At 70.9% G+C, this 10,059-nt stretch carries 5 protein-coding genes; all 5 read left to right on the top strand.

The genetic code is table 11. The features are described from left to right. Positions 1 to 7 precede the first annotated feature (7 nt). Entirely contained in the window at positions 8 to 1,615 is a 1,608-nt protein-coding gene (gene mhpA / locus C1701_RS25850) for a bifunctional 3-(3-hydroxy-phenyl)propionate/3-hydroxycinnamic acid hydroxylase MhpA (RefSeq protein WP_245588935.1), read from the top strand. Between the two features lie 44 nt (positions 1,616 to 1,659). After that, positions 1,660 to 2,550 carry an SAM-dependent methyltransferase gene (locus C1701_RS25845; protein WP_026420361.1) on the top strand — a complete coding sequence of 297 codons (891 nt, stop codon included), beginning with the start codon at positions 1,660 to 1,662 and terminating at the stop codon, positions 2,548 to 2,550. Positions 2,551 to 2,698: 148 nt separating this feature from the next. Then, on the top strand, positions 2,699 to 3,463 hold the full coding sequence (locus C1701_RS25840; protein WP_026420362.1) for a thioesterase II family protein: 765 nt from the start codon (positions 2,699 to 2,701) through the stop codon (positions 3,461 to 3,463). 32 nt (positions 3,464 to 3,495) lie between these two features. Continuing rightward, positions 3,496 to 6,243 carry a helix-turn-helix transcriptional regulator gene (locus C1701_RS25835; protein WP_103056817.1) on the top strand — a complete coding sequence of 916 codons (2,748 nt, stop codon included), beginning with the start codon at positions 3,496 to 3,498 and terminating at the stop codon, positions 6,241 to 6,243. Positions 6,244 to 7,022: 779 nt separating this feature from the next. Beyond that, positions 7,023 to 9,971 carry a helix-turn-helix transcriptional regulator gene (locus tag C1701_RS25830; RefSeq protein ID WP_103056816.1) on the top strand — a complete coding sequence of 983 codons (2,949 nt, stop codon included), beginning with the start codon at positions 7,023 to 7,025 and terminating at the stop codon, positions 9,969 to 9,971. Positions 9,972 to 10,059: the final 88 nt, after the last annotated feature.

Genomic DNA, 10,059 nt, shown 5'->3' with positions numbered 1-10,059 from the left:
GAGCGACGTGCTGAGCGGGGACGCGACGCGGACGGACGTGCTGATCGTCGGCTACGGGCCGGTCGGCGAGGTGCTGGCGATCCTGCTCGCCCAGCGGGGACACGAGGTCACCGTGGTGGAGCGGTACCCGACGCCGTATCCGATGCCGAGAGCCGTGGCCTACGACGGGGAGGGCGCGCGGATCCTGGCGGCGGCGGGTGTCGCCGACGAACTCGACGGCATCCGCGAGCTCACCCGCGACTACACGTGGAACAACGCGGCGGGGGACACCCTCCTCCACCTGGAGCCCCCCGCGCTGGACCGCACCGGGTGGCCGGCCTCGACCTCGATGTACCAACCGGGGCTCGAACAGGTCCTCGCCGACCGGGGTGCGCGACTGCCGAACCTGACGGTGCTGCGGGCGCACGTCGCGGTGGACCTCGTGCTCGACGACGAGCGGGTCCTCGTGACCGCGCGGTCCGCCGAGGGAGGTGAACGGAGGATCTCCGCGAGCTGGGTGGTCGGCTGCGACGGCGCGAACAGCTTCGTTCGGGAGCACGTGAGCACCACGGTCGCGGACTTCGGTTTCTCCACCGACTGGCTGATCTGCGACGTCGTGCTGAACGAGCCGCGCGTGTTCAGCCCCAACAACCTCCAGATCTGCGATCCCGCCAGGCCGAGAACGGCGGTATCCGCCGGGCCGGGGCACCGCCGGTGGGAGTTCATGCGGGTTCCGGGGGAGACCCTGGACGATCTCGACCGGGAGGAGACCGTGTGGCGCCTGCTCGGGCTCTTCGACCTGACGCCGGAGAACGCGGCGCTGGACCGGTTCGCGGTCTACTCCACCCAGGCCCGCTGCGCGAACCGGTGGCGCTCGGGCCGTCTGCTCCTCGCGGGCGACGCCGCCCACGTCATGCCGCCGTTCATCGGCCAGGGCATGTGCTCCGGCTTCCGCGACGCCGCCAACCTCGCGTGGAAGCTCGGACTGGTCCTGTCCGGCCACGCCGGGGAGGCCCTGCTGGACTCCTACACGGTGGAGCGCCGCGCCCACGTGCGCGCCGCCATCGAAGCGTCGATCACGATGGGCAGGATCCTCTGCGAGACCGACCCGGCCGCGGCCGCGGGGCGCGACGCCTACCTCCTCGGCGCCCAGCGCAGGGGCAGGCCCGTGCAGGGCCCGCACCAGGGACTCGCCGACTCGCTCCGAGACGGATTCCTGCACCGCAACGACAGTGGTGTGGTCATTTCCCCCGCCGGGGAGCTGGTCCCGCAGGGCACGGTGGCGCGCGCCGCCGAGCGCGGTCCCTTCGACACCGTTGTCGGGACCGGTTTCGTCCTGCTCCTGGTCGACCGCCCCGAGGAGGTGCTCGACCACGAGGACATCGAGTTCCTCCACGACCTCGGGGTCCACATCGTCCAGGTCCTACCGGCCGGGACCCCGGCCGACCAGGCCGGCCAAGACGCCGTGGTCGACGTCGACGCCGTCTACCTGTCATACCTGGCCGAGACGGCCGCCGCGGCCGCGCTCGTCCGGCCCGACTTCTACCTGTTCGGCTCGGTGGGTGCCGCCGACGGCGTTTCCCGCCTCGTCCGGGACCTGCGCCGCCAGCTGGCCGCGCCGGCACCCGCGCGGTGACGTGCCGCACCGACCCATCCGCCGATTCGAGAGGCAGCGCTGACATGGCGGAAAGCGTCCGAGAACTGGGCAAGCTCCTGGCCAGCGTGGTCCCGCTGGACCCGGTGATGCGGGTTCGCCACCTGTACTCGCTCATCCCGGCCGACCTCGAGTTCGCCGGGAGATCGACCTCCTACATGAACTACGGGTACTGGGAGGACGGATGCGAGGACCTCGACCAGGCGGCCGAGGCGCTCGCGCGGCTCCTCGGGGAGCGGGCCGACATCCAGGCGGGCGACACCGTGCTCGACGTCGGGTTCGGCCACGGCGACCAGGACTTCCTGTGGTTGCGCGAACGCGAGCCCCGGCGGGTGCACGGCCTGAACATCACCCCCCACCACGTGGCCAGCGCCAGGGCCCGGGCGGAACGCGAGGGCGTACTGGACCGGCTGGACTTCCGCGAGGGGTCGGCCACCGACCTGCCCTACGCGGACGACACCTTCGACCGCGTCGTCGCGTTGGAGTGCGCCTTCCACTTCCGGCCGAGGACCGCGTTCCTCGCGGAGGCGTTCCGAGTCCTGCGCCCCGGTGGGACGCTGGCCGTCATCGACATCCTCCCGGTCGACCCGACGACACCCAGGTCAGCGCTGCGCTCACCGCAGTTCAGCTGGATCGCGACCACTCTCGACGACGCGAACTGGCACGGCGGTGAGGAGTACCTGGCCCGGCTCTCCGCCGCCGGGTACACCGACCTGTCCCTGGAGTCCATCCGGGACCGGGTGTACGAGCCCTACCGGGAGCACATGGTGCGCAGGCTCTCCGACGACGCGTTCGTCGACGCGCTCGCACCGGGGCAGCACGAGACGCTCACCCGGGTGTGGGAGGGGCAGGACCTGCTGAAGGAGGACCTGGAGCTGCTCGACTACGTGGTCGTCCTCGCGCGGAAACCCGGGTGAGCACGGGGTCCCACTAGGGTTCCACGATCGAACATAGGGGTTTGCCCGCGTTTGACCGACGGCTAGCGTCCAGTTGTCACAGCGCGGTTCGGTCCGATGCTCGAACGCAGGCCGGCCGCCGAGGCGACCACGGGGAGGCCGACGCGGGATGAGCGCCACTGGAATCGACGAGGGACTGTGGTTGCGCCGGTTCAAACCCGCTGATCCGGGAGCCGTCCGGCTGGTGTGCCTGCCGCACGCCGGCGGCTCGGCGAGTTTCTTCTTCCCGATGGCGACCGCGCTCTCCCCGGGGGTGGAGGTCGCGGCGGTGCAGTACCCGGGCCGGCAGGACCGCCGGCACGAACCCTGCGCCGGGAGCGTGCGCGAACTCGCGAACATGATCTTCGAGGTGCTCGGGCCGTCACTCACGAAGCCGACCGCCCTCTTCGGGCACAGCCTGGGAGCCAGCGTCGGCTTCGAGCTGGCACGGCTCATGACGGACGCCGACGCGCCCCCGGTCCACCTGTTCGCCTCCGGTCGCCGGGCTCCGTCGTCGCATCGCGACGAGAGCGTGCACAAGCTCGACGACGACGGCCTGCTCGCCGATGTCCGCGCGTTGAGCGGCACGGACGCCCGGATCCTCGGCGACGACGAACTGCTGCGGATGGCACTGCCGGCGATCCGGGGTGACTACCGCATCGCCGAGACCTACGCCTACACCCCGGGACCGCCGCTCAGCTGCCCGATCACGGTCCTCACCGGCGACGCCGACCAGAAGACGACCAGCGCGGAGGCCGAGGCGTGGGCCGAGCACACCACCGGTGATTTCGAGGTCAACACGTTCCAGGGAGGCCACTTCTTCCTCACCGCCCACCAGAAGACCATCCTGGCCAGGATGTCCGCCCGGCTCGCCGGCGCGAAGGCGGGGCGCTGAGGACGCAGCCGGAACGCGGACAGGGGGATGCGGTGAGGTTGGTCGAACGCGACGAGCAGCTCCGCTGCCTGAGCGACGTGCTGGCCGAGTCCGCCGCTGGACGGGGCGCGGTGGTGTCACTGGAGGCGCCGGCCTCCTGCGGCCGCACCGCGCTGCTGGACGCCTTCACCCGCCGTGCCCGTGAACACGGCGCCCTCGTGCTCACGGCCACCTGTTCGGCCACCGAACAGGACCTGCCGTTCGCGGCGCTGAGCCAGCTGCTGCACCACCCCCGGGTGCCGGGGGAACTCGCGGACCTGCCCGAGGTGGCGCTCCCCCCGGACGCGGTCACCCCGGAGCTGGCGCGGATCCTGCACGCCGTGTGGCGGGCGTTGCTGGTACTGGCCACCGAACAACCGGTGGTACTGGCCGTCGACAACGTCGCCAGCGCGGACCAGGCGTCCCGGCTCTGCCTGCTGCACCTCGCGGCGAGGTTGGGATCGGCGCGGGTGCTGGTGGCGATCACCGACGACGTCGAACCGAGCCGGCGGCACCTGGGGTTCCGCGCGGAGCTGTCCCGGCACGCCCACTTCCGCAGGCTGCGGTTCGGCCCGCTCAGCAGAGGTGGGGTCGAGGCCCTGCTCACCGCCCGCTGGGACGAGTCCACGGTCGCGGACCGGATCGCCGAGGTCTTCCGGATCAGTGGCGGGAACCCCCTGCTGGTGCGGGCACTCGCCGACGACTACGAGGCGGCCGGTACCGCGCGGCGCGACGGCTACGGCCTCGCCGTGCTCAGCTGGCTGCACCGTGGGGAACCGGCGGCGACCGACGTGGTGCGGGGGCTCGCCGTGCTCGGCGAGGACACCTCGACAGCGGAGCTGGCCACCCTCCTCCGCGCTTCTCCCGACACCGTGGACCAGGCGCTGGGAGCCTTGACCACGGCCGGTCTCCTGGAGAAGGGACGCCTGCCGCACCCCGTCGCGCGGGACGCCGTGCTCGACGCGTTGCCCGCGGCGGACCGTGCCGAGCTGCACCGGCGGGCCGCCCGGGTTCGCCACGAACACGGCGGTCCGCTCTCCTCGGTGGCGGACCACCTCCTCGAGGCGGGACGGGGCCCAGCCCCGGACCAGGACGAGGAATGGGTGGTGGACGTCCTGCTGGACGCGGCCGACTCCGCGGCGGCCGAAGGAGATCTGGCGCGCGCGGTCGCCTGCCTCAGCCGAGCCCATGACGCGTGCCACGACGACCACCGGCGGATCCTGGTCCTCGCTCGGCTCGCCGACGTGGAATGGCAGTCCAACCCGTTGACCACGGCCGCCACCTGCCTCACCCGACTCGTCGAGGGCGCGAGCTCCGGAGTGCTCGGTTCGCGGGAACAGCTCGTCGTCATCCGCTACCTGTTGTGGCACGGTCGGCACGATGAGGCGGACGAGGTGCTCGCCGAGGTTCGCGCCTCGGATGCCAACGGGGTGGACGGCCAGCTCGCGGACTTCGAGACCTGGTTGGCCCTGGCCCACCCGAGGATGGCGCGCCGGCACCGTCCGGTGTCGGCGCCGCGTGACCGGCTGACCGAGGTGACGGCGGACGACCCGTGGCTGCGCGTGACTGCCGCCATGTCGGAGCTGGTGGCGGCCGGACGGTCCCGGGACGCCGCGGACAGCGCGGAACGATGCCTGTCCGGACTGCGCTTCCGGCAGCGGAGCTGCTGGTCCGAGGAGGCCGCCGCGCTCGCGCTGCAGATCCTCGCCGGCGTCGACCGGCTCGACACCGCTGCCCGCTGGTGCCACCGCCTCCTGGCAGAGGCGTCCGCCGACGCCGTCACGTGGCGGGCGACGATCACCTCCGCGCTCGCGGACATCGCGCTGCGCACCGGCGACCTCGTCGGTGCCGTCACCCACGGACGTGCCGCCCTCGCCCTGCTCCCTCCGAAAGCATGGGGTGTCACGGTCGGTGCACCGCTGAGCAGCATCGTGCTCGCGGCGACCCGGAAGGGCGAGTACGCGGTCGCCGCCGACCACGTCCGCCAACCAGTTCCCTCGGCCCTGTTCGAGAGTCGCCACGGGCCGCGCTACCTGTACGCGAGGGGCCACTACCACCTGGCGGTCAACCACGGTCACCGGGCACTCGCCGACTTCCTGTCATGCGGGGAACTGCTGCGAGGTTGGGGATTGGACCTGACCTCGATGGTGCCGTGGCGGACCAGCGCGGCCGAGGCGTGGTTGCACCTCGGCAACCACGACCAGGCCAGGCAGCTCGCCTACGAGCAGACCGCCCGGTCCGACGCGGGGCACCCCCGCACGCGGGCGTTGTCGCTGCGCATGCTCGCCGCGACCAGTCCGGCCGACCGACGACCGGAACTGCTCACCGAGGCACTGGAACTCCTCGAGCAGTGCGGCGACCGCTACGAGCAGGCGCAGGTGCTCACGGACCTCAGCCACGGCCACCACGTCCTCGGGGAGAACCGCCGTGCGCGCATGGTGTTCCGCCGGGCGTGGCACCTCGCGGAGGTCACCGGTGCGGCCCTGTTGTTGCAGAAGCTGCTCCGCGCCGACGAACATCCCGCGGTATCGCCCACGCCGCCGCCCCTGGCCACCCGTCGGTGTGCGGATACGACGGCGCTCACCGCTTCGGAACACCGGGTCGCCTCACTCGCGGTGCTCGGCTGTTCGAACCGGGAGATCGCGGCGAAACTGCACATCACGGTGAGTACGGTCGAACAGCACCTCACTCGCATATACCGGAAGTTGAATATCAAACGACGGAGGGACCTGCCCGTCGAGCTCGGGGTCGGAATCCTCTGAGTCGACATACCGGTTCGCGCTGAATATCACCATCGATTCGGTTGGTCTCGAACCTGACGTGCTCAGTACTTTTTCTGATGCGTCGGGTCGGTGCGTGTCGGCGTGGGGTTCCGGGGATCGTTTGCCCATCACTGGCGGAAACGTGGTTATGGGTGGTGTGAGCTCGTGATGGGGACGTTGGTGGTCGACTTCCGCGTAGTACGCGGATGTCTGATTCCTGTGCGGTGACTTTCGGTGATCGTCGTCCAGGGTGCTCCTTCCGGTGGTGCGCGACGGTAGGTGACCGGCCGGCTGTCCTTGGGTGACGACCGCTCGCTTCCGACGTGACCGTGGCTTCCTCCGGTGGCGGAGCGCGTTCGGCTGATCACCTCGAGTGCGGTGAATTCACCGATCGATGAATTCACCGGCTTGGGCTATCGGTATTTTGGGTGGCTTAGCGGGGGTCCTCCTGTTCGTGCCTGGTTCGATCGGGCTGATAACGATTGGGTGGCGGGCGGGTTTCCGAACGAACTCGACGAGCAACTGGTGATCAATGGATCACGCTCGGTAGTATTTGGTGGCCATTTGTCGCCCGGTGTTTGGCGGAAATAATTGCGGCTGCGAGGGCAGGGCGATATGGTTCGCCGCAGGGGAGGAACAAGTGTTCCTCAGCGTGCGGCAGGGATGTGCGACTGAGGGTTTGACGTGGCGACAGGCCCACGCGCGATGGGGCATCGCGCGGGGACGTTCGGAAACTGCTGCCTGTCGAACATCTTTCCCACTGGGGCGGATCAGGCGAGGTGCTTGTTGTGCTGGTCGAACGGCGGTTCGAGTTCGAGCTGCTAGAAGGGCTGTTCGCGGAGACGGCCGAGGGCCAGGGGCGGATAGCCCTGGTCGACGGTGTGGTCGCAAGCGGCAAGACGGAACTGCTGCGGACGTTCGCCGACCGACGCGCCGCGCACGGCGCGGTGGTCCTCAGCATGACGGGGGCACGCGGTCAGGGCGATCGACCCTTCGGTGGTATCCGCTCGCTCGTCGGGACCATGCGGGTGCCCGCGGCCCGGACGGCCTCGTTGCTGCGCCTGACAGCCGGGAAGCGGGCGGTCCTCGGTGACGAACCGCCTGAGGTCAGCACCTTCGACATCGCGCAGGACCTCCTCGAGCTCGTCCTCGAACTGTCGCGGAAGGACACGGTGCTCATCACCGTGGACGATGCGCAGCACGTGGACGCCCCGTCGATGGAGTGCGTCCTCCACCTCGCCAACCACACCCGCTCGGCCCGCATCATGCTGTTGGTCGCCGAGGCGGTCTACGACAGCTCGACCCATCCCGCCTACCGGATCGAGCTGATCCGCCAGGCGAACTTCCGCCGCGTGCGACTCGCTCCGTTGTCCTCCGACGGTGTGGCCGAGATCCTGGCGCGCCACATCGCCCCCGACATCGCCGACCGGCTCGCCCCCGCCTGCCACGCCATCACCGCTGGGAACCCGCTGTTGGTGCGCGCGCTGATCGAGGACCAACTGGACGCGCCCCAGCCGGTCCATACCTCCCCGGACACCCGTCCGGTCATCGGCGATGCCTTCCGGCAGGCCGTGTTGACCTGCCTCAGGCGCAGCGGGCCCGACGTGCTCGGCGTCGCCCGAGCGGTCGCCGTCCTCGGCGCCGACACGAGCGTGGGACGGGTGTGCGCGCTACTGCGCCAGCCGCGCGTCGACGTCGAACGCGTCCTCCAGACCCTGCGGCTCGTCGGGTGCTTGGAGGACAACGACTTCAAGGACCCGTTGTTCCGCCAGGCCGTGCTCGACTGCGTGACACCAGCCGAGCTGTCGGGACTGCACCGGTCGGCCGCCCGCGTCCTGCACGAGGACCAGGCCGGGACCGCCAACGTCGCCCAGCACCTGCTGGCCACCGACTGCGCACCGGACAGGTGGGCGGTGAGGCGGTTGCGGCAGGCCGCCGAGGACGCGTTGCGTTCGGACCAACCCGCCGCGGCGATCGGTTTCCTCGAGCGCGCGCTCCTCGGTTGCGGCGAGGGAACCACGAGCGCGGAGCTGCGTTTCGCGCTGCTGGGCGCCGAGTGGCGGGGCAACCCCGCGAACGCCGCCCGCCACCTCCCCCGACTGGTGGAGCACGAGCGCGCGGGAGAGCTGGACGTCAGCCACACGGTGCGCCTGCTGCGCTACCTGCTGTGGAGCGGACGACGCCAGGATGCGTCGGACGTGCTCAACCGGCTCGGTGACGAGTACCGCGCCAGTGCCGGCCACCTCGCCGACCCGCTGAAACACCTCGGGCTGTGGCTCGCGCACTCCCACCCGGAACCCGCCGCCCGCTGGGCGGAGGCGAGTGGGGAGACCTGCCTGGACTCGTCGCCGGCGAGCTGGCCCGCCATGGCCTCCGTGGTGCTGAACACGGTCCTCTCCGGCGACAGCGGGGGCACCTCCGTAGCCAACGCGGAACGGGTGCTGCGAGCCACCGTGCTCGGTGACCGCACCGTGGAAGCGGCCTGGTACGCGCTCCAGGCGATGATCTACTCCGACCAACTGGACACGGCACTGCGGTGGTGCGACACGCTGCTCGCCGAGTCGAAGGTGCGGGGCGCGACCTGGTGGGAGGCGATGTTCTCGGCATGCCGTGCCGAGATCGCGCTGCGCTACGGCGAACTGCCCCGGGCCGCGAGCTACGCGAACCGGGCGATCTGGGCCGTCGGGGTCGAGGGCTGGGGAGTCGGGATCGGCATGCCCCTCGGGGTGCTGGTGTCCGTGGGAAGCGTCGTGGGTGACCACGACGCCGTGCAGCACCACCTCCGGCAACCGGTCCCCGAGGAGATGTTCGGCACGGTGTTCGGCGTGACCTACCTCCGCGCCAGGGGGCGGTACTACCTCGCGAACGGGTGGTACGCCGCGGCGCTCAAGGACTTCCAACGCTGCGGCGAGCTCATGGCGAACTGGGGGTTCGAGGCCCCCGGGCTGGCACCGTGGCGCACCGACGCCGCCGAGACCCACCTGCGACTCGGCAACGTCGCCAAAGCCCGGGCGCTGGCCGAGGAACAGCTCGGGCACAGCGGCCCCGCCAATCCCAGGGTGCACGGGTCGGCCACCCGCATCGTCGCCGCCACCTCCGATGCCAGCAGCAGGTTGCGCCTGCTCAAGGACGCGGTGGAGCTGTTGCAGGCCAGCGGAGACCGGTTGGAACTGGCCCACACGCTCCTCGATCTCAGCAAGGCCCACCAGGCGCTCGGCCAGGCGGCCAAGGCTCGGATGGTGTCCCACCGCGCGGGCCGTCTCGTGCAGGCCTGCCGACTGGAGATGGCGCCGGTCCCCAGCGAGCGGAGTGACAGACCCACGACCACCAGCCACGCGCAGTCCGTGCCGACGGTGTCCAGGCCAGTGGCCCCCCGCTCCTCCGAGCAGGTCCTGATCGGGGCTCTCACCACCTCCGAACACCGTGTCGCGGCGCTCGCCTCGCTCGGCTTCACCAACCGTGAGATCTCCGGGAAGCTGCACATCACCGTGAGCACCGTCGAGCAACACCTGACGAAGATCTTCCGAAAGCTCAAGGTCACCAAACGAACGGACCTACCCGCCGACCTGCGGCTCGACGTGAACCCCGTCGGGAAGTCCGGGAACGAGTCGCTGTTGCCCAGGGACCGCGACACCGGGCGCCACGAGGCGGCCCGTTCGGCCTACCGGGACCGGGGGACGGTCGGTGCGAGCGGTCCGAGGACGGGAACGCACGACCGCTCCGCCTGACGTGGGCCAGCGGAGGACTCCCCGGACCCGGTCGTGACCGACCAGGGGGCACGTCGGCTCCGGTCCGGGCCGACGTCCCGAGCTCGTC

The sequence above is a fragment of the Actinoalloteichus sp. AHMU CJ021 genome, assembly GCF_002895405.1.
GTDB lineage: Bacteria > Actinomycetota > Actinomycetes > Mycobacteriales > Pseudonocardiaceae > Actinoalloteichus_B > Actinoalloteichus_B caeruleus.
This window is presented reverse-complemented; position numbering and strand designations above follow the sequence as displayed.

What these genes read in the sequence shown, in the direction of transcription:
- C1701_RS25845 (WP_026420361.1), top strand. Translation starts at nt 1,660, where the DNA reads ATGGCGGAAAGCGTCCGAGAACTGGGCAAGCTCCTGGCCAGCGTGGTC.
- C1701_RS25840 (WP_026420362.1), top strand. Translation starts at nt 2,699, where the DNA reads ATGAGCGCCACTGGAATCGACGAGGGACTGTGGTTGCGCCGGTTCAAA.